Raw genomic sequence first — 18,954 nt, 5'->3', positions numbered from 1 at the left:
TCCCTGCTTCGGTGGAGTGAGTCCGCCGCGACCAGGAGCGATGCCTCCCGAACGGCTCGTACGCCACGATGGCAGGGGTGGAGGACAGGATGTGTCCTCTACTGCTGGGGCGAGGGGCGGGCCGGCCCCCTGGGCGTCATGCGGCGCCGCGCGTCATGCGGCGCCGCCGTTGGCGTAGAGGACCTGGCCGTTGATCCAGCGGGCGGGCCCGGCGAGGAAGGCGACGGTTTCCGCGATGTCGGCCGGGGTGCCGAGGCGTTCCATCGGGGACTGGGCCGCGATGGCGTCGACGACCTGCTGCGGCTTGCCGTCCAGGAACAGCGGCGTGGCGGTCGGGCCCGGCGCGACGGCGTTCACCGTCACGTCACGGCCGCGCAGTTCGCGGGCGAGGATCAGCGTCATCGCCTCGACAGCGCCCTTGGTGGCGGCGTAGGCGGCGTACGTGGGCAACTGGAGCCGGGTGACGGACGTGGAGAAGTTGACCAGCGCGCCGCCGGGGCGCAGGGTCCGGGCGGCCAGTTGGGAGACGACGAACGTTCCGCGCACATTGGTGCGGTGCATACGGTCGAAGTCGGCGAGGTCCAGCTCAGCGACCGGCGCCAGCAGCATGATGCCGGCCGTGTTCACGACCACGTCGACCCCGCCGTACCGCTGCTCGGCCGTCTCGAAGAGCGCGGCCATCTCCTGTTCGTCGGCGACATCGCCGCCGAACGCGGTCGCGGTCCCGCCGGCCGCCGTGACGGCGTCCACGACCTCCTGGGCCCGGGACGCGTCGCGGCCGTAATGCACGACCACGGCGAGGCCGTCGGCGGCCAGGCGTTCGGCGACGGCGCGGCCGATGCCCCCGGAGGCTCCGGTGACGATCGCGACGCGTGGGGTGGGTGCGGTGGTGGCGTCCATGATGTTCGGCCTCTCGTTCATTAATGGACTGTTCGTCCATTTAAAAATGTAGACTGGCCGTCCACCTACCGCAAGCCGAGGAGAGGAGTGGGACGGATGGAGCCGACGGAGCAGCCGACGGAGCAGTCGAAGGAGCCCGTCCGGCGCGGCCGGGGCAGGCGGCCCGCCGCGCAGGTGCGGCAGGCGGTGCTGGAGGCGGCCGGCGCGATCCTGTTCGAGGCGGGGCTGGCCGAGGTCACTTTCGAGAAGGTGGCCGCCCGCGCGGGCGCGAGCAAGATGACGCTGTACAAGTGGTGGTCCTCGCCGGGCGCCCTGGCCTTCGAGGCGTACTTCGCGTCCGTCGAGGACACCCTCAGGTTCGCGGACACCGGCGACATCGAGCGTGACCTCACCGCCCAGCTCCACGCCTTCGTCGGCCTGCTCACCGAACCGCCCGCCGGGCAGGTGATCGCCCAGCTCGTCGGCGCGGCGCAGACCGATCCGGCCCTGGCCGCCGCCCTCACGACGCACTACACCCATCCGCGCCGCCTCCTCGCGGTCGAGCGGCTCACCCGGGCGCAGCGCCTCGGCCAGATCCGTGCCGATGTGGACCCCCAGGTGGTGGTGGACCAGCTCTGGGGCGCCTGCTACCACCGCCTTCTGCTGCCGGACGAGGTGCTCGACACGGCTTTCGCGGACGCCCTGATCCGTAACCTCCTGCGCGGCATCCAGAGGTGAGGCAGGAGGGGGTGTCCGCTCAGCGAACACGCCTGACCGGTTCGTGCTCTTGACGCAGAGTCAAGCTCTCCCCCACCATTCACCACGCGCAGCGCACCATCAGCTTTCGCACGCTCCAGCAGCTTCAACGCCTCACGCCACTGACGTCGTGGGGCGTCTCGCACGTTCCGTCCCGTCCCCGTTCGGAATCCGGAGCCCCCACATGAAGCTCTCCGTTCCTGGAATGCGCCGCACGACCGGCCCCACGCCCGGTCCGATATCCGGCTCGGCGCCCGCCTCGGCATCCGGCTCGGCGCCCGGTCGAATACCCGGCCGCAGAACGACCGCCGCCGCGACGGCCGCGGCCACCGGGCTCGCCCTCGTCGGGCTGCTCGGCGCCGCCGCCCCGGCCCAGTCGGCGACCGCCCCGGCCCCGGCGGCCGCCTCGGCCGCCGTGCTCGCCGCGCCCGACATCCCGCTCGCCAACGTCAAGGCGCACCTCACCCAGCTCTCGTCGATCGCCGCCGCCAACGGCGGCAACCGCGCCCACGGCCGGGCCGGCTACCTCGCCTCGCTGAACTACGTGAAGGGCAAGCTGGACGCGGCCGGGTTCACCACCTCCGTACAGCAGTTCACGTCCGGCGGCGCCACCGGCTACAACTTGATCGCCGACTGGCCGGGCGGCAACGCGAACCAGATCGTCATGGCCGGCTCGCACCTCGACTCCGTCACCGCGGGCGCCGGCATGAACGACAACGGCTCCGGCTCGGCCGCCATCCTGGAGACCGCGCTCGCCGTCTCCCGCGCCCAGCTCAAGCCGACGAAGCACCTCCGGTTCGCCTGGTGGGGCGCGGAGGAGCTGGGGCTCGTCGGCTCCCGGTACTACGTGAACAACCTGCCGACCGCCGAGCGCGCGAAGATCAGCGGCTATCTGAACTTCGACATGATCGGCAGCCCGAATCCGGGCTACTTCGTCTACGACGACGACCCGACGATCGAGCAGACCTTCAAGAACTACTACGCGGGCATCGGCATCTCCACGGAGATCGAGACCGAGGGCGACGGCCGCTCCGACCACGCCCCGTTCAAGAACGTGGGCATCCCGGTCGGCGGGCTCTTCAGCGGCGCCGACTACATCAAGACGGCCGCGCAGGCGCAGAAGTGGGGCGGCACCTCGGGACGCGCCTTCGACACCTGCTACCACCGCTCGTGCGACAGCCTGTCGAACATCAACGACACCGCGCTCGACCGCAACAGCGACGCCGTCGCGTACGCGGTCTGGACGCTCTCGGGCGCCGCGTAGCCCCCGTAACCCCGCGCCCAGCACCTGCCCCTCCCGTACGCCGCCGCGCGTACGGGAGGGGCGTACGGGAGGGGCTTCGCGGTCCGGGGCGCCCTCAGGTCGTGATGTCCCGCGTGGTCAGGCGCGCCCAGGCCGCCGAGCCGAACACCGCCGCGTACAGCACCTGGAGCCCCAGGTTCTCGGCGATGCCGTCCCAGAGGACGGGCTCGCGCAGCAGGTCCGCGAAGGACAGCCAGTAGTGCGAGAAGAGATACGGCTGTACGGCGTGGAGCTGCGGGATCGCGTCCAGGATCTGCACCGTGATCAGCAGGCCGACCGTCGCCGCCATCGCCGCGATGCCGCTGTTGGTCAGGGTCGATATGAAGAGCCCGAGCGCCGCGACCCCGATCAGCGAGGCGGCCACGACCAGGGCGATCAGCCCGGCCCGCGCGATCCCCTCGCCGAAGGAGATCCGGACGCCGGAGATCGTGGTGACGTCACCGAGCGGGAAGAGCAGCGCCCCGACGGCGAGCGCGGACGCGGCCACGACCACCGTCGCGACCAGGCAGAACGCCAGGGTGGAGGCGTACTTGACCAGCAGCAGCCGGGTACGTCCCGCCGGGGCGACCAGCAGATAGCGCAGCGTCCCGCCGTTGGCCTCGCCCGCGATCGCGTCGCCCGCTATGACGCCGACGGCCATCGGGAGGAAGACCGGCAGCGTCGCGGCGAGCGCGGCGAAGACCAGGAACAGCCCGTTGTTGGTGACCTGCCCGATGAAGGCGGGCCCGCCGCCCCGGCCGCCGCCCCCTCCGCCGCCCGTCTCGATCTTCACCGCGATGCCGATGAGGACGGGGACGGCGGCGAGCACGCCCAGCAGGGCGAGGGTGCGCCAGCGGCGGAAGGTGACCGACAGCTCGGAGCGGAGCAGCCCGAACGTCCACAGCACCCGCGGTGCCGACAGCGCCCGCGTCCCCGCGTCAGCCTGCGTCCCCGTGTCGGCCCGCGTCCCTGAGTCGGCCCGCGTCCCCTCGTCGGACTGTGTCCCCGCGTCAGCCCGCGACATCGAAGCCCTCCCCCGTCAGCGCGACAAAGGCGTCCTCCAGCGAGGCGCGCTCCTGGCCGAAGGCCCGTACCCGCACCCCCGCCCGGACCAGCGCGGCGTTGAGCTCGGCCGGGTCCACCGGCTCCCCCTCGCCCGCCGGAAGCTCGCCGGTGACCCGGTCTCCCGCCACCACCACGTCCGTGACCCCGCACTCCTTCAGCACCCGGGCCGCCTCGCCCGGGTCGGGGGTCGTGACGGCGAGTGCGCCCCGGGTCCCGGCCGCCAGCTCGGCGACCGTCCCCTGGGTGATCAGCTTCCCCTGGTTCATCACGGCGACATGGGTGCAGACCTGTTCGATCTCGTCGAGGAGGTGCGAGGAGAGGAAGACCGTCGTGCCGTCCGCGGCCAGCTCCCGCACCAGCGTCCTGATCTCCCGCATGCCCTGCGGGTCGAGCCCGTTCGTCGGCTCGTCCAGCACCAGCAGGGCGCGCGGGCGCAGCAGCGCGGAGGCCAGCCCGAGCCGCTGCTTCATCCCGAGGGAGTACGCCTTCGCCTTCTTGCCCGCCGCCGCCGTCAGCCCGACCCGCTCCAGCGCCCCGGTGACCCGGGCGGCGCGGGTGCGGGGATCGGCCGTCGGGTCGGCGGAGTCGTACCGTACGAGATTGTCCCGGCCGCTCAGATGCCCGTACAGCGCGGGCCCCTCGATCAGCGCCCCCACCCTGGGCAGCACGGTGCGCGAGGCGCGCGGCATGCGGTGGCCCAGGAGCGTGGCGGATCCCGCGGTGGGCTCGATCAGGCCCATCAGCATCCGGATGGTGGTGGTCTTGCCCGAGCCGTTGGGCCCGAGGAAACCGAAGACGCTGCCCGCGGGCACCGTCAGATCGAGATGGTCGACGGCGAGCTGGCCGCCGCGGTAACGCTTGGTCAGGCCGCGCGTCTCGATGACCGTCGCCGGTACCGGTACCGCTGTCATCCCGCTCCCCCCTTCTCCCCCAGCCCATGGGCCCGTCGATGGGCCCGCTCCGTGGGCCCGTCCGTGGTGCCGTCCATGGTGCCCTCCCGAGAACGGACCGGCCCCGGTCAGCGTTCCGCCCCGCCGCGTGGTGCACACGGCGGGGCGGTCCGTCACTGCGTCACTTGGCCTGGTCGGCCGCCTTGATCAGCGCGTCCTTGGTGACCGCGCCGACGTAGACCTTGCCGTCGTCGGTCATCAGCGCGTTGACGATACGGGTCTGGAAGACCGTCCCCGATCCGAACTTCCCGGTGACCTTGTCGCCGAGCGCGTCCATGAACTGCTGCGCCTCGGCCGGGACGTCCTCCGGCTTCACCGCGCCGGCCTTGGAGTCGGCGGTGGAGTCGGCCTTCGCGCCCGCGCCACCGTCCGGTGACGACAGGGCGTACACCGTGCTCCAGCCCTTGCCGATGACCTTCACGTCGCCGTCCGAGCCGCCGAGCGCGCCCAGCGCACCGAGGCTGCCCGGCCCCAGGGGCAGCTCCTTGGCCGAGTTGTCCGCCCCGTGCTCCTTCGCCGCCTTACCGGCGTCGCTCTCCTCCGTCACCTTCGCGCCCTTGGGGGGCGTGAAGTCGAAGGTACCGGCGGCGGGCTTGGCGAAGTCGACCTTCGTGAAGCCCACGTCGACCACGGCCTTACCGCCGCTGCTCGGCGCCAGCGTGAACTTGAGCGGCGTACCCGTCTTCGCGTCCACCGCGACCGTGATGGAGCCGACCGTGGAACCGCTCTGCTTGGGCTTGATCAGCAGCCGGTACGCGTCCCGCCCGGCCACCTTCGACGTCCCGTCGACGGTCACCGAGGTCGTGTCGCCCGCGGCCTTCAGCGCCTGCTCGGCGAAGTCCTTGGGGGTGGTGGGGGCGCCCTTCGGGGCGGTCCTGTCCTTGTCCCCGGAGCCGTCGGACCCCTTGCCGCCCTTGGCGCCCTCCGGCGCGGTCGCGTGGTAGGCCGCGTTGGAGCCGCTGTCGTACGCCCACACCTCGTCGCCGTTGTGGATCAGGCTGTACTCGGAGGTGTCGTCGAGGATCGACAGCCGCTGCTTGTCGGGGCCGTCCGTCGCCACCCGCAGGGTGTGCGTGCCGGAGGCCAGCTCCGTCAGCTTCGTGCCGGGGTCCGCCGATTCGCCGCCCTGGCCCGGAGTCTCGCCCTTCGGGGCGAAGGAGCCCGCCAGGTCGCCGAGGTTGTCCAGCGCCGGGATCCCCAGGTTCGTGCTGATCTTCACCGTGCCGGAGAGCTGCTCGGTGTCCGACGCGGCGATCTTCTCGATGAGCTGCTGCGCGCTGATCTTCGGCAGTTCGGGGTCACCGGTCGCGGCGAGCGCCGGGACGAGTCCGATGGTCGCCGCGGCCACCCCCGCCACCGCGACGGGGAGCGCGTAACGTGCCGCCTTGCGGCGGGCGGCGCCGGGCTCCCTGTCTTCCTCGGTCGCCGGTGCGCTGTCGTTCGGTGCCATGTGTGCCCTACCTCCGTGGTCGGCGGCCTTCCGTCCGTTGCTCTTGTCCACTCCTCGCCGCCATTCTCACCCGAATTGGTCAGGAGTGGTGTTGTCCATCTGACCAAATCGGGGGTGCGGAAGCGTCAGACCCCGGGCGCAACTTCCCGTACTGCTCTGGGATGACATACGGATGAGACGACTCCGGCATCCCGTAGGGGACACCCCGGCGAACGAGGGACGCCTGCGCCGGGCGAGTGAGGACGGCGGGCGGGGCGGACCCAGGTACCAGAACCCACGGAAAACGGCCCGCCCCCGGCCCGTACGACCCTCAGCCCGCGCGGCCCTCGAAGCGCGCCGGCCCCGGCCCGTACGCCCCTGAACCCGTACGACCCTCAGCCCGCGCGGTGGACCACCGCGTCGCACAGCTCCATCAGCGCCGACTTCGCGTAGCACTCCGGCAGCGGCGCCAGCGCCGCGCGCGCCTCCTCCGCGTACCGCACCGTGTCCCGTCGCGCCTGCTCCAGCGCCGGATGGGCGCGCAGCAGCCGCAGGGCCTCGGTGAGGCGCCCGTCGTCCGCGAGGTCGCCGTCCAGCAGCTCGACCAGGGCCAGGTCCTCCGGTCTGCCGTGCTGCTCCGCCTGGGCGCGCAGCAGCAGCACCGGCAGCGTGGGAATGCCCTCGCGCAGGTCCGTGCCGGGCGTCTTGCCGGACTCGTGGGAGTCGCTGGCGATGTCGAGGAAGTCGTCGGCGAGCTGGAAGGCGATGCCGAGCCGCTCCCCGTACTGGGTGAGGATGTCGACGACCGTCTCGTCGGCGCCGGACATCACCGCGCCGAAGCGCCCCGCGACCGCGATCAGCGAGCCGGTCTTGCCGCCGATGACGTCGAGGTAGTGGCTGACGGGGTCGATGCCGCCGCGCGGGCCCGCGGTCTCCAGGATCTGGCCCGTCACGAGCCGTTCGAACGCCTGCGCCTGGATACGGACGGCCTCGGGGCCCAGGTCCGCCAGGATGTGCGACGCGCGGGCGAAGAGGAAATCACCCGTGAGGACGGCGACCGAGTTGTCCCACCGGGCATTGGCGCTCTCCACCCCGCGGCGTACCTCGGCCTCGTCCATGACGTCGTCGTGGTAGAGCGTCGCGAGATGCGTCAACTCGACGACGACGGCGGCCGGGACGACCCCGGGCGCGTACGGGTCGCCGAATTGTGACGCGAGCATGACCAACAGTGGCCGGAATCGTTTGCCGCCCGCCCGTACGAGGTGCTGCGCGGCCTCCGTGATGAAGGGCACCTCGCTCTTGGTGGCATCGAGGAGTCCCGCCTCGACGGCCGCCAACCCGGTCTGGACATCGGCCTCAAGAGCCTGGTCCCGCACGCTCAGCCCGAACGGCCCGACGACGGTCACGAGAGGTACTCCTGTCTGCTGACGATCACACGGATTGTCGATGTGTCGCTGCCATCACTCAAGTCAGCGTATCCGGTCGCCTTTCGATCACCATGGGCGCCTTCCCGGCTTCGCCGGTATGTTCGGGATCGACCTTTCGACCAGGAGCGGCCCTTTTGTCAGGAACGACGACCGACCTCGAAGTGAACGACGAACCACCCGACGGGCAACCCCCGCCGGGTGACGACCGCGCCTTCCTCGGCCACCCCAGGGGACTGGCGACCCTCTCGGGTCTGGAGGTCTGGGAGCGCTTCTCGTTCCTCGGCATGCAGGCCGTCCTCGTCCTCTACTTCGTCGCCACCGTCCACGACGGCGGCCTGGGCATGGCGCCCGGCACCGCCGCCTCCGTCTCGGCCGCGTACGGAACCCTCGTCTACCTGCTCTCGGTGGCCGGCGGCTGGCTCGCCGACCGCATCCTGGGCTCTTACCGCGCCGTCCTCTGGGGCGGCGTCCTGATCGCCGTCGGGCACTACGCCATGGCGGTCCCCACCGCCGCCATGACCTGGGTGGGGCTCGGCCTGATCAGCGCGGGTACGGGGCTGCTCAAGCCGAACGTCTCCGCCATGGTCGGCAAGCTCTACCGTACGGAGGACGAGCGCAGGGACGCCGGCTTCGCCCTCTACTACATGGCCATCAACATCGGCGCCTTCCTCGGCCCTCTCGTCACGGGGTGGCTCGGCGACCACGCGAGCTGGCACTGGGCGTTCTCCGCCGCGGCCGTCGGGATGACCCTCGGGCTGATCCAGTACGTGGCGGGCAGACGCCATCTCGCCGGGCGCAAACACGCCGCCGAGTTCGCACTGGCCCCCGCCGCCCTGCGCCGTGCCGTACGGCTGATGGCCGCGGGCGCGGCGGTGACGGCCGTCGTGGCCGTGGCGCTCGCCCTGGCCGGATGGCTCACCATCGGCCGCTTCGCCGACGTCCTCACCGTGCTCTCGGTGATCGCGCCCGTCGTCTACTTCGTGGTGATGTTCCGCAGCCCGCGCGTGACAGCGCGGGAGCGCGGCCGGCTCCGCCCCTATGTGGTGCTCTTCCTGGCGTCGGTGTTCTTCAACTTCATCCTCTTCCAGGCGTACTCCACGATGATCCTCCTGGCGTCGACCAACGCCGACACCTCGATCCTCGGCTTCCACTTCCCCGCGAGCTGGTACGCCTCCGCGCTCGGCGCCTTCGAGGTCGCGCTCGCGCCGGTCGTCGCCGCGGTCTGGGTACGGATGGGCCCGCGCCAGCCGCACGCCTCGAACAAGATCGCGATCGGGGTGATCCTCGGCGGGCTGTCCTTCCTGCTGATGGTCCTGCCCACATCCGGACACCACGGCGCCGACTACCGGATGGCCGCGTGGTGGATCGTCGCCTCGTACCTGCTGCTCGGCCTCGGCGACATCCTCGTGGAGACCTCCGGCCTCTCCGCCTCCACCAAGCTCGCGCCACGGGCGTTCGCCAGCCAGACCATGGCCCTCTGGTTCCTCTCCCTGGCGCTCGCCAACGGCATCCAGGCCCAGACCGTGAAGTTCTACGGGCAGGTCTCGCAGCCCGCGTACTTCGGCGTCAACGGGGCCGTCGCGGTCCTGGCGGGCCTCGCCGTGATCGCCGCCGCGCCCTGGCTGCGCCGCACGATGCACCCCGTCCACTGAGCCCCCACGCCCCCGTATCGAGGTGACCGGCATGCCCCCCACCGCCCGCACACCCTCCGTCCGCACACCCACCGTCCGCACACCCACCGTCCGTACCCCTGTCATCCGCACCGACTTCCCCTACGGGACCACCCACGAGGACGTACGGATCCCGCTCTCCGACGGCACCCTCCTCTACGCGCGCGTCTGGCGCCCCGTCACCGACGAGCCCGTCCCCGCCCTGCTCGAATACCTCCCGTACCGGCTCAGCGACTGGACGGCGCCCCGCGACCACCAGCGCCACCCCTGGTACGCGGGGCACGGCTACGCCTCCGTACGCGTCGATGTACGCGGTCACGGCAACAGCGAGGGGCTGCCCGGCGACGAATACGACGCGACCGAGCTGGCCGACGGTGTCGAGGTGATCGACTGGCTCGCCGCGCAGCCCTGGTGCACCGGGAAGGTGGGCATGTTCGGGATCTCCTGGGGCGGCTTCAACGCGCTCCAGCTCGCCGCCCTCGCCCCCGAACCGCTCAAGGCGATCGTCACCGTCTGCTCCTCCGACGACCGGTACGACAACGACGTCCACTACATGGGCGGTTCGGTCCTCGCCGTGGACATGCACGCCTGGGCGGCGACGATGCTCGCCTTCGTCTCCCGGCCGCCGGACCCGGCGTACGTGGGCGGCGCGTGGCGCGAGATGTGGCTGCGGCGCCTGGACGCCGTCGAACCGTTCCTGCACACCTGGCTGGACCACCAGACCCGCGACGCGTACTGGAAGCACGGCAGCGTCTGCGAGGAGTACGGGGCGATCCGGGCCGCCGTGCTGGCCGTGGGCGGCTGGCACGACCCGTACCGGGACACCGTGCTGCGGCTTGTCGAACACCTCGACCCCGGGCGGGTACGGGGGCTGATCGGGCCCTGGTCGCACCAGTACCCCGACCGGGGGCTGCCGCCGGGACCGGCCATCGGCTTCCTCCAGGAGACCCTGCGCTGGTGGGACCAGCATCTCAAGGACCGGGACACGGGGGTGATGGCCGAGCCGCTGCTGCGCTCCTGGATCAGCGACTCGCACCCGCCCGCGACGGTCTACCCCGAGCTGCCGGGCCGCTGGGTCGGCGACCGCGCGTGGCCCTCCCCGAACGTGACGCCGACGCCGTACTCCCTCCGGGGGGATCCGATTGTCGTCAACTCGCCACAACACACCGGTCTGGACGCGGGCCGCTACTTCCCGTTCGGCAACGACGCGGATCTGCCGCCCGACCAGCGCGACGAGGACGCCAAGTCGGCCTGCTTCGACTTCCAGGTGGCGGGCAGCACGGCGGGCGGCGAGCCGATCGAGATCCTCGGCCGCCCGCGCGTACGGCTGAGACTCCGGTCCGACGCCCCGGCCGGCCAGGTGATCGCCCGGCTGTGCGACATCGCGCCGGACGGCTCCTCCACCCTGGTCACCCGGGGCGTCCTCAACCTCTCGGCCCGCAACGGCCGCGACCGGATCGACCCGTGGCCCGAGGGCGCCACCGAGGACGTCACCTTCGAGCTGAACGGCATCGGCCACGCCTTCCCGCCCGGCCACCGCATCCGGCTCGCGGTCTCCTCCGCGTACTGGCCGTGGATCTGGCCGCAGGCCGGGTCGGCGGGCTTCACCCTCGACCCGGCGGGCAGCTCGCTCGAACTCCCCGTCCGCACACGTGGAGGGACGGAAGCGGGCGCCGACGAGGGCGCCATCTCCTTCGAACCGCCGGAGCAGGCCGAGCCGTTGGGCGTCTCCTTCCCCGCGACGCTCGACGAGGAGCGCCCCGAACGGCTGGTGGTACGGGACGTCGCCGCGGGCGTCTGGCGGCTGGAGGTCGATCCGCGCTACGGCGGCTCGCGCTTCTACCCGGACGGGCTGGAATTCTCCGAGGACGCGCGGGAGACGTACACGATCCAGGAGCGTGACCCGCTCTCCGCGCGCACGCTCTCCCATTGGACGATCCGGCTGCACCGGCCCGACCTGGCCTGGGACACCCGGGTCGAGACACGCTCCGAGATCCGCTGCGACGCGGACGACTTCATCGCCACCGACGAGGTGATCTGCCGCGTCGGCGAGGAGGTCGTCCACCACCGCACCTGGGAGAAACGAATCCCCCGCACAGCGGGCTGAGCCACCCGGCCCCGCACCCCGCCCCCACTCCGTCCCCGCCTCGCCCTCGCGCCCAATCCCCGCGCCCACCTCGGCCTTTCGGTCGATGCGAGCCTTTTATTACCGCCTCAGTCGGGCAACACCGACGTAACGTGTCCCGTATCGATCCGGAAAGCGAGGCAGCACCGATGCCCGAGCAGAGCCCGCTCGAAACGGCCGAGGGCGATCCCTTCGGCCCGCACAACCTGCCGTACGGAGTCTTCTCGACCGCCGACGAGCCCGACCGACGGCGGGTGGGGGTGCGCATCGGCGATCATGTGCTCGACGCGGGGGCGGCGGCGCTGGCGCTAGGCTCCCCGTACGCGGCGCTGCTGGCCAGGCCCAGCCTCAACCCGCTGATGGCGGCCGGGCGCACGGCCTGGCGCGATGTCCGCCGGGCGCTCACCGCCTGGGTCACGGTCCCCGCGCACCGCGTCGACATAGAGCCCCTGCTCCACCCGCTGGGCGCGGTCACCCTGCATCTGCCGTACGAGGTCGCGGACTACGTCGACTTCTACGCGAGCGAGCACCACGCCACGAACGTGGGCCGGATCTTCCGCCCCGACGGCGAGGCGCTGACCCCCAACTGGAAGCACCTCCCGATCGGTTACCACGGCCGGGCCGGCACGGTCGTCGTCTCCGGCACGGAGGTGACGCGCCCGGCGGGCCAGCGCAAGGCGCCCGCCGACCCGGCGCCGGTCTTCGGCCCTTCCACGAAGCTGGACATCGAGGCGGAGGTCGCCTTCGTCGTCGGTACGCCGTCCCCGCAGGGCTCCTCGGTGGAGCTGGCGTCCTTCCGCGACCATGTCTTCGGGCTGTCCCTCCTCAACGACTGGTCGGCGCGGGACATCCAGGCGTGGGAGTACGTGCCGCTCGGCCCGTTCCTGGGCAAGTCCTTCGCCACGTCCGTCTCGGCGTGGGTGACCCCGCTGGAGGCCCTGGACGCCGCCCGGGTGGCGCCCCCGGCCCGTACGGTCCCCGTTCTCCCCTATCTGGACGACGCGGAGGACGAGGAGCCCGGCGGCTTCGATCTGCGGATCTCGGTGGCGCTCAACGGAGAGGTGATCTCCGAGCCCCCGTTCTCCACGATGTACTGGACAGCCGCGCAGCAGCTCGCCCATCTCACGGTCAACGGCGCCTCCCTGCGCACCGGGGACGTCTTCGCGTCCGGCACGGTCAGCGGGCCCGCGCGCGAGCAGCGCGGCTGCCTGCTGGAGCTGACGTGGAACGGTACGGAGCCGATCGAACTGCCCGGCGGCAAACGCACCTTCCTGGAGGACGGCGACGAGGTCACCCTGACCGCCTGGGCCCCGGGCCCGGACGGCACGAAGGTCGGCCTGGGCGAGGTGAGGGGCCGCATCGCCGCCGCGTGAGCCATGCCCCCGTCAACGCCACGTGACCCGATCACCCGTTCGTAGGGGGTTATCCCGGTATCCGCCGGTTACGCTGGATGGAGCCGCGAGACTCCGTCCTATGGGAGCACTGATGAGCGTGGAACCCGAGACCGAGCCTGAGGCTCCGGGCCCTGACGCCCCGAGCCGCAGGTGGCCCGTCCCGCCACCAGGCGGATGGACCGGCGACGACCTGGACGAGCTTCCGAACCTGCCTCCGCACACGGAGCTGATCGACGGGAGCCTTGTTTTCGTGAGTCCGCAGACCCTTTTCCATTCGCTGGCAGTCAGCTTCTTCGAGTGGCAGCTCAGGTCGCAGGCCCCCGCCGGAATCCTTGTCCTTCGTGAATTCACGATCGACATCGACTGGCAGAACCGGCCCGAGCCGGATGTCGTCGTCTGTCACTCGAAATACATGCGTGACCACGAACAAACCCGGATCCCGGCCGAGTCGGCGCTCCTCGCGATTGAAGTGGTCTCACGGGAGTCGAGGTCACGGGACCGGGAAACCAAACCACTGAAGTACGCGCGTGCCAAGATCCCGCACTACTGGCGGGTGGAGAACAGTGGTAACGGCGAAGCCGTTGTCCACGTCTTCGAACTGGAGCCGGCCACCGGTGTCTACGTGAGCACGGGCATTTTCCGTGACTGGATGAAGGTCCCCGTCCCGTTCCCGGTGGATCTCGACCTCACCACGATCATGCCTCGACCGGACGCCGACGGCGCCTGAGCAGTGAGAACGGCCGGGCCCGGCGCCTCCCCCGAGGAGGTGCCGGGCCCGGCCGTGTGTACGCCGTACGGACGCGGTGCGCGCCCCGTGGGCGCCCAGCCGCGCCGCTACCGTACGAAGCCTCCCGCCTGGCTCGCCAGGTCGAGGAAGTACTGCGGGGCGACGCCCAGGACCAGGGTGACCAGGACGCCCACGCCGATCGCCGTCATCGTGAGGGGCGACGGCACGGCGACCGTGGGGCCCTCCGGCTTCGGCTCGCTGAAGAACATCAGCACGATGACCCGGATGTAGAAGAACGCCGCGATGGCCGAGGCGATCACACCGACCACCACCAGCGCGCCCGCGCCGCTCTCGGCCGCCGCCTTGAAGACCGCGAACTTCCCCGAGAAGCCCGAGGTCAGCGGGATCCCCGCGAAGGCCAGCAGGAAGACGGCGAAGACCGCGGCCACCAGGGGCGAACGCCGGCCGAGCCCCGCCCACTTGGACAGGTGCGTCGCCTCGCCGCCCGCGTCACGGACCAGGGTGACGACCGCGAACGCGCCGATCGTCACGAACGAGTAGGCCGCCAGATAGAAGAGGACGGACGAGATCCCGTCGCCCGTCCCCGCGATCACCCCGGCCAGGATGAAGCCGGCGTGCGCGATCGAGGAGTACGCCAGCAGCCGCTTGATGTCGGTCTGGGTGATGGCGACGATCGCGCCGCCCAGCATCGTGATGATGACGACGCCCCACATCACCGGCCGCCAGTCCCAGCGCAGGCCCGGCAGCACCACGTACAGCAGGCGCAGCAGCGCGCCGAACGCGGCGACCTTCGTCGCCGCCGCCATGAAGCCGGTGACCGGGGTGGGCGCGCCCTGGTAGACGTCCGGGGTCCACATGTGGAACGGGACGGCGCCGACCTTGAAGAGCAGCCCCATCAGGACCATCGCACCGCCGATGAGCAGCAGCGCGTCGTTGCCCATGGTGTCCGCGAGGGCCGGGCTGACGTTCTGGACCGTGCCGTCGACGACCTCGGCGATCCGGGCGTACGAGACGGAGCCCGCGTACCCGTAGAGCAGCGCGACCCCGAAGAGCAGGAACGCCGAGGAGAAGGCGCCCAGCAGGAAGTACTTGACGGCGGCTTCCTGCGACATGAGCCGCTTGCGGCGGGCGAGGGCGCACAGCAGGTAGAGCGGGAGGGAGAAGACCTCCAGCGCGATGAAGAGCGTCAGCAGGTCGTTGGCGGCCGGGAAGACCAGCATGCCGGCCACCGCGAACAGCAGCAGCGGGAAGACCTCGGTGGTGGTGAACCCGGCCTTGACCGCGGCCTTCTCGCTGTCGCTGCCCGGTACGGACGCGGCCTGCGCGACGAAGGAGTCGACCCGGTTGCCGTGCGTCTCCGGGTCGAGCCTGCGCTCGGCGAAGGTGAACACGGCGACGACGGACGCCAGCAGGATCGTGCCCTGGAGGAAGAGCGTCGGGCCGTCGATGGCGATGGCGCCCATCGCGGCGATGTGCTTCTTCGTGGTGCCGTATCCGCCCGCCGCGAGCCCGACCACCGCCGCGAAGGACGCGGCGAGGGCGACGACGGAGAGGAAGAGCTGCGCGTGGTAGCGCGCCTTGCGGGGGACGAACGCCTCGGCCAGGATGCCCAGGACCGCGGCGGCCACCACGATCAGCACGGGCGAGAGCTGCGCGTACTCGATCTTCGGGGCCGGGATCTTGGCGATCCCGTCGGCCGCCGTCGTTGTCCACAGGCTGTGGACGACAGTCGCACTCATGGAGCGGCCTCCACCTCGGGCTCGGGATCGGTCTTCTGTACGTCGGACATCGTGTGCTCCACCGCCGGGTTGACGATCTCGGTCAGCGGCTTCGGGTAGACGCCCAGGAAGAGAAGCAGCGCGATCAGCGGGGTGACGACCACCAGCTCCCGGATCCGCAGATCCGGCATGGTCCTGACCTCGTCCTTCACCGCGCCGGTCATCGTGCGCTGGTAGAGGACCAGGACGTAGAGCGCGGCGAGCACGATGCCGAAGGTGGCGATGATGCCGACCACCGGATACCGGCTGAACGTGCCGACCAGGACGAGGAATTCACTCACGAACGGGGAGAGCCCCGGCAGCGAGAGCGTGGCGAGCCCGCCGATCAGGAACGTGCCCGCGAGGACCGGGGCTACCTTCTGCACCCCGCCGTAGTCCGCGATGAGCCGCGAGCCGCGCCGCGAGATCAGGAAGCCGGCCACCAGCATCAGCGCGGCGGTGGAGATCCCGTGGTTGACCATGTAGAGCGTGGCGCCCGACTGGCCCTGGCTGGTCATCGCGAAGATGCCCATGATGATGAAGCCGAAGTGCGAGATCGACGCGTAGGCGATCAGCCGCTTCATGTCGCGCTGGCCGACCGCGAGCAGCGCCCCGTAGATGATGCTGATCAGCGCCAGCACCAGGATCGCCGGGGTGGCCCACTTGGACGCCTCGGGGAAGAGCTGGAGGCAGAAGCGGAGCATCGCGAAGGTGCCGACCTTGTCGACGACCGCGGTGATCAGTACGGCGACGGGCGCGGTGGCCTCGCCCATGGCGTTGGGCAGCCAGGTGTGCAGCGGCCAGAGCGGGGCCTTCACCGCGAAGGCGAAGAAGAAGCCGAGGAACAGCCAGCGTTCGGTGTTCGTGGCGATCGACAGGGTGCCGTTGGCCCGCGCGTCCGCGATCTCGGAGAGCGAGAAACTGCCCGCGACCACGTAGAGGCCGATGACGGCGGCCAGCATGATCAGGCCGCCGACCAGGTTGTAGAGGAGGAACTTGACGGCCGCGTACGAGCGTTGGGTCGCCGCCGCCTCGTCCCCGCCCGCATGAGCGCGGTCGCCGAAGCCGCCGATGAGGAAGTACATCGGGATGAGCATGGCTTCGAAGAGGATGTAGAAGAGGAAGACGTCGGTGGCCTCGAAGGAGAGGATCACCATCGCCTCGACCATCAGGATCAGCGCGAAGAAGCCCTGGGTCGGCCGCCAGCGGCGGTTCGGGTTCACGTCCTCCAGCGGGTCGGCGTCGTGCCAGCCCGCCAGGATCACGAACGGGACCAGCAGCGCGGTGAGCGCGAGGAGCGCCACCCCGATACCGTCCACGCCCAGTTCGTACCGCACCCCGAAGTCCGCGATCCAGGCGTGGGACTCGGTGAGCTGGTAGCGGGCGCCGCCGGGCTCGAAGCGGACCAGCACCACGGCGGCCAGTGCGAGGGTGGCGAGCGAGAAGAACAGCGCCAGCCACTTGGCGCCGGTGCGCCGGGCCGCCGGGACGGCCGCCGTGGCGATCGCCCCGATCGCGGGCAGCGCCGCCGTCGCGGTCAGAAGGGGGAACGACATATCCGGTTACACCGCCCTCATCAGCAGGGTCGCGGCGATGAGCACTGCCGTACCTCCGAACATCGAGACCGCATAGGTGCGGGCATAGCCGTTCTGCAGCTTGCGGAGCCGTCCTGAGAGTCCGCCGAACGAGGCCGCGGTCCCGTTGACCACCCCGTCGACCAGGGTGTGGTCGACGTAGACCAGGGAGCGGGTGAGGTGCTCGCCGCCGCGGACCAGGACGACGTGGTTGAAGTCGTCCTGGTAGAGATCGCGGCGGGCGGCGCGGGTGGCGAACGAGCCGCGCGGGGCGACCGCGGGGACGGGCTGACGGCCGTACCGGAACCAGGCGACGGCGACGCCGATGACCAGGACGACCATGGTGGCGCCGGTGACGGCGCCCGCGCTGATCGGCGCGTGTCCGTGGTCGTGTCCGGTGACGGGCTCCAGCCAGTGCAGGAAGCGGTCGCCGATGGAGAAGAACCCGCCGGCGAAGACCGAGCCGAACGCCAGGACGATCATGGGGATGGTCATGGACTTCGGGGACTCGTGCGGATGCGGTGGGTTGCCCTTCTCGTCGGGCTGCCAGCGCTTCTCGCCGAAGAAGGTCATCAGCATCACGCGCGTCATGTAGAACGCGGTGATCGCGGCGCCCAGCAGGGTGACGGCGCCGAGGATCCAGCCCTCCGTGCCGCCCTTGGCGAAGGCCGCCTCGATGATCTTGTCCTTGGAGAAGAAGCCGGAGAGACCGGGGAAGCCGATGATCGCGAGATAGCCGAGGCCGAAGGTGACGAAGGTGACGGGCATGTACTTCCGCAGGCCGCCGTACTTCCTCATGTCGACCTCGTCGTTCATGCCGTGCATGACCGAACCGGCGCCGAGGAAGAGCCCGGCCTTGAAGAAGCCGTGCGTCACCAGGTGCATGATCGCGAAGACATAGCCGATCGGGCCGAGGCCCGCCGCCAGGATCATGTAGCCGATCTGCGACATCGTCGAGCCCGCGAGGGCCTTCTTGATGTCGTCCTTCGCGCAACCGACGATCGCACCGAACAGCAGCGTCACCGCGCCGACCACCACGACCGCCAACTGGGCGTCCGGGGCCGCGTTGAAGATCGCGCCGGAGCGGGTGATCAGGTAGACGCCGGCGGTGACCATCGTCGCCGCGTGGATCAGGGCCGAGACCGGGGTCGGGCCCTCCATCGCGTCGCCCAGCCAGGACTGGAGCGGCACCTGGGCCGACTTGCCGCAGGCGGCCAGCAGCAGCATCAGGCCGATCGCCGTCAGCTTGCCCTCGGTCGCGTCGCCGGTGGCCGCGAAGACCGGGCCGAAGGCGAACGTCCCGAACGTCGTGAACATCAGCATGATCGCGATCGACAGACCCATGTCACCGACACGGTTGACGAGGAACGCCTTCTTCGCCGCCGTCGCCGCGCTCGGCTTGTGCTGCCAGAACCCGATGAGCAGGTACGAGGCGAGGCCCACGCCCTCCCAGCCGACGTACAGCAGCAGGTAGTTGTCCGCGAGGACCAGCAGCAGCATCGCCGCCAGGAACAGGTTCAGATAGCCGAAGAAGCGGCGCCGCCGCTCGTCGTGCTCCATGTACCCGATCGAGTAGATGTGGATCAGGGTGCCCACACCGGTGATCAGCAGGACGAAGGTCATCGACAACTGGTCGAGCTGGAAGGCGACGTCCGCCTGGAAGCCCTCGACGGGGATCCAGGAGAACAGGTGCTGGTGCAGGGAGCGGTCCTCGCCGCTCCTGCCGAGCATGTCGCCGAAGAGCACGACGCCGATCACGAAGGACGCGGCGGCCAGCAGTGTGCCGAGCCAGTGGCCCGTGCGGTCGAGCCGGCGACCGCCGCACAGCAGTACCGCCGCTCCGAGCAGAGGCGCCGCGACGAGCAGCGCAATCAAGTTCTCCACGATTCAGCGACCCC

The 18,954-nt window shown here is 70.8% G+C and carries 14 protein-coding genes; 6 read left to right on the top strand and 8 right to left on the bottom strand.

All coding sequences use genetic code 11. The features are described from left to right. Positions 1–153: 153 nt before the first annotated feature. On the bottom strand, positions 154–921 hold the full coding sequence (locus ACIO3P_RS15780) for an SDR family oxidoreductase (RefSeq protein WP_401854761.1): 768 nt from the start codon (positions 919–921) through the stop codon (positions 154–156). Positions 922–996: 75 nt separating this feature from the next. On the opposite strand from ACIO3P_RS15780, the gene ACIO3P_RS15775 reads away from it, so the two are divergent. Then, positions 997–1,617: a TetR/AcrR family transcriptional regulator C-terminal ligand-binding domain-containing protein gene (locus ACIO3P_RS15775; protein WP_401854763.1), complete on the top strand. Its 621-nt coding sequence runs from the start codon at positions 997–999 to the stop codon at positions 1,615–1,617. A gap of 223 nt (positions 1,618–1,840) precedes the next feature. After that, positions 1,841–2,899 (top strand): M28 family metallopeptidase, encoded by a 1,059-nt coding sequence (locus tag ACIO3P_RS15770; protein ID WP_401854766.1) that lies wholly within the window; start codon positions 1,841–1,843, stop codon positions 2,897–2,899. A gap of 94 nt (positions 2,900–2,993) precedes the next feature. Here the strand turns inward: ACIO3P_RS15770 and ACIO3P_RS15765 are convergent, their stop codons facing one another. From ACIO3P_RS15765 to ACIO3P_RS15750, 4 genes are all read right to left on the bottom strand, one after another. After that, positions 2,994–3,941, bottom strand: coding sequence for an ABC transporter permease (locus tag ACIO3P_RS15765; RefSeq protein ID WP_401854768.1), 948 nt, complete (start codon positions 3,939–3,941; stop codon positions 2,994–2,996). Further along, the gene (locus ACIO3P_RS15760; protein ID WP_329828492.1) at positions 3,928–4,893 is read right to left on the bottom strand and encodes an ABC transporter ATP-binding protein; all 966 of its coding nucleotides are present in this window, start codon (positions 4,891–4,893) and stop codon (positions 3,928–3,930) included. The genes ACIO3P_RS15765 and ACIO3P_RS15760 overlap by 14 nt, the downstream gene beginning before the upstream one ends. A gap of 160 nt (positions 4,894–5,053) precedes the next feature. Further along, positions 5,054–6,382 carry an outer membrane lipoprotein carrier protein LolA gene (locus ACIO3P_RS15755; RefSeq protein WP_401854770.1) on the bottom strand — a complete coding sequence of 443 codons (1,329 nt, stop codon included), beginning with the start codon at positions 6,380–6,382 and terminating at the stop codon, positions 5,054–5,056. Positions 6,383–6,756: 374 nt separating this feature from the next. Beyond that, positions 6,757–7,767: a polyprenyl synthetase family protein gene (locus ACIO3P_RS15750; RefSeq protein WP_329828490.1), complete on the bottom strand. Its 1,011-nt coding sequence runs from the start codon at positions 7,765–7,767 to the stop codon at positions 6,757–6,759. A 155-nt stretch (positions 7,768–7,922) separates the two neighbouring features. Here ACIO3P_RS15750 and ACIO3P_RS15745 point away from each other — a divergent pair, with 155 nt between their 5' ends. The 4 genes from ACIO3P_RS15745 to ACIO3P_RS15730 all read left to right on the top strand — a co-directional run bounded on the left by ACIO3P_RS15745 (position 7,923) and on the right by ACIO3P_RS15730 (position 13,704). Beyond that, positions 7,923–9,440, top strand: a complete 1,518-nt coding sequence (locus tag ACIO3P_RS15745) for a peptide MFS transporter (RefSeq protein ID WP_401854772.1) — start codon at positions 7,923–7,925, stop codon at positions 9,438–9,440. Positions 9,441–9,471: 31 nt separating this feature from the next. Continuing rightward, the gene (locus tag ACIO3P_RS15740) at positions 9,472–11,565 is read left to right on the top strand and encodes a CocE/NonD family hydrolase (RefSeq protein ID WP_401854775.1); all 2,094 of its coding nucleotides are present in this window, start codon (positions 9,472–9,474) and stop codon (positions 11,563–11,565) included. A 167-nt stretch (positions 11,566–11,732) separates the two neighbouring features. Then, positions 11,733–12,956: a fumarylacetoacetase gene (fahA, locus tag ACIO3P_RS15735; RefSeq protein ID WP_329828487.1), complete on the top strand. Its 1,224-nt coding sequence runs from the start codon at positions 11,733–11,735 to the stop codon at positions 12,954–12,956. 112 nt (positions 12,957–13,068) lie between these two features. Next, on the top strand, positions 13,069–13,704 hold the full coding sequence (locus ACIO3P_RS15730; protein ID WP_399290135.1) for a Uma2 family endonuclease: 636 nt from the start codon (positions 13,069–13,071) through the stop codon (positions 13,702–13,704). A gap of 107 nt (positions 13,705–13,811) precedes the next feature. Here ACIO3P_RS15730 and nuoN read toward each other — a convergent pair whose 3' ends face one another. The 3 genes from nuoN to nuoL are packed head-to-tail and all read right to left on the bottom strand — an operon-like array spanning position 13,812 to position 18,940. Further along, positions 13,812–15,464 carry an NADH-quinone oxidoreductase subunit NuoN gene (gene nuoN, locus ACIO3P_RS15725; RefSeq protein ID WP_329828485.1) on the bottom strand — a complete coding sequence of 551 codons (1,653 nt, stop codon included), beginning with the start codon at positions 15,462–15,464 and terminating at the stop codon, positions 13,812–13,814. Beyond that, positions 15,461–17,038, bottom strand: a complete 1,578-nt coding sequence (locus ACIO3P_RS15720; protein ID WP_401854778.1) for an NADH-quinone oxidoreductase subunit M — start codon at positions 17,036–17,038, stop codon at positions 15,461–15,463. Before ACIO3P_RS15720 ends, nuoN begins: the two co-directional genes overlap by 4 nt. Before the next feature lie 6 nt (positions 17,039–17,044). Beyond that, a complete protein-coding gene (nuoL, locus tag ACIO3P_RS15715; RefSeq protein WP_401854781.1) occupies positions 17,045–18,940 on the bottom strand; it encodes an NADH-quinone oxidoreductase subunit L in 1,896 nt (631 codons plus the stop codon). Positions 18,941–18,954: the final 14 nt, after the last annotated feature.

Source organism: Streptomyces sp. NPDC087310, from assembly GCF_044744405.1.
Lineage (GTDB): Bacteria > Actinomycetota > Actinomycetes > Streptomycetales > Streptomycetaceae > Streptomyces.
This window is presented reverse-complemented; position numbering and strand designations above follow the sequence as displayed.